Source organism: Micromonospora sp. URMC 106 (genome assembly GCF_051386395.1).
GTDB lineage: Bacteria > Actinomycetota > Actinomycetes > Mycobacteriales > Micromonosporaceae > Micromonospora.
Genome location: NZ_JBPQTP010000240.1, coordinates 1 through 707 on the forward strand (window position 1 = coordinate 1; position 707 = coordinate 707).

The window sequence follows — 707 nt, forward strand, 5'->3', positions numbered from 1 at the left end:
TTCGCCCCGACCGTCCCCTTCGGGCAGTGGGGCCCGTGGCGGGTGCCCACCGTGCGGCTCGGCGACGCCGGGGCGCCCTGCCGGGACACCCGCGCCGCCCGGTGCCCCGTGCCCGGGCATCCCTGCCTCAGCGGCATCGACCCGGAGCAGGTCGTCGAGGCGCTGCGGCTGCTCGGGGTGTCCCCGGCGGGCGGGTCGGCCCGCGCGGGCGGCGGTGCGGGGGCCGGCGGCGGTGTGAGGGCCGGCGTGCCGGCGGTGGCCGGGAGCGGCCGATGAACATCCTGCTCTGGCACGTGCACGGCTCCTGGACCACCTCGTTCGTGCACGGCAAGCACCGCTACCTCGTACCGGTCACCCCGGACCGCGGCCCCTACGGCCTCGGCCGCGCCCGCACCTACCCCTGGCCCGACACCACCGTCGAGACCACCCCCGACGAACTGGCCACCACCGACATCGACCTGATCATCCTGCAACGCCCCGAGGAACTCGACCTCGCCGAACAGTGGCTGCACCGCCGCCCCGGCCGCGACATCCCCGCCATCTACGTCGAACACAACACCCCCAAGGACGGCAACGTCCCCCACAGCCGCCACCCCCTCGCCGACCGCGACGACCTGCTCATCGCCCACGTCACCCACTTCAACCACCTCTTCTGGGACACCGGCGCCACCCGCACCACCGTCATCGAGCACGGCATCGTCCCGCCC

General features: G+C 74.8%; 1 protein-coding gene and 1 pseudogene. Both read left to right on the forward strand.

The features are described from left to right. A partial coding sequence (locus ACSNOB_RS31935) for a glycosyltransferase family 9 protein (RefSeq protein WP_436691158.1) occupies positions 1-276 on the forward strand: 276 nt, incomplete at its 5' end. Then, a pseudogene (locus ACSNOB_RS31940) lies at positions 273-707 on the forward strand (glycosyltransferase family 1 protein); the annotation flags it as partial. The gene ACSNOB_RS31935 and the pseudogene ACSNOB_RS31940, both read left to right, overlap by 4 nt.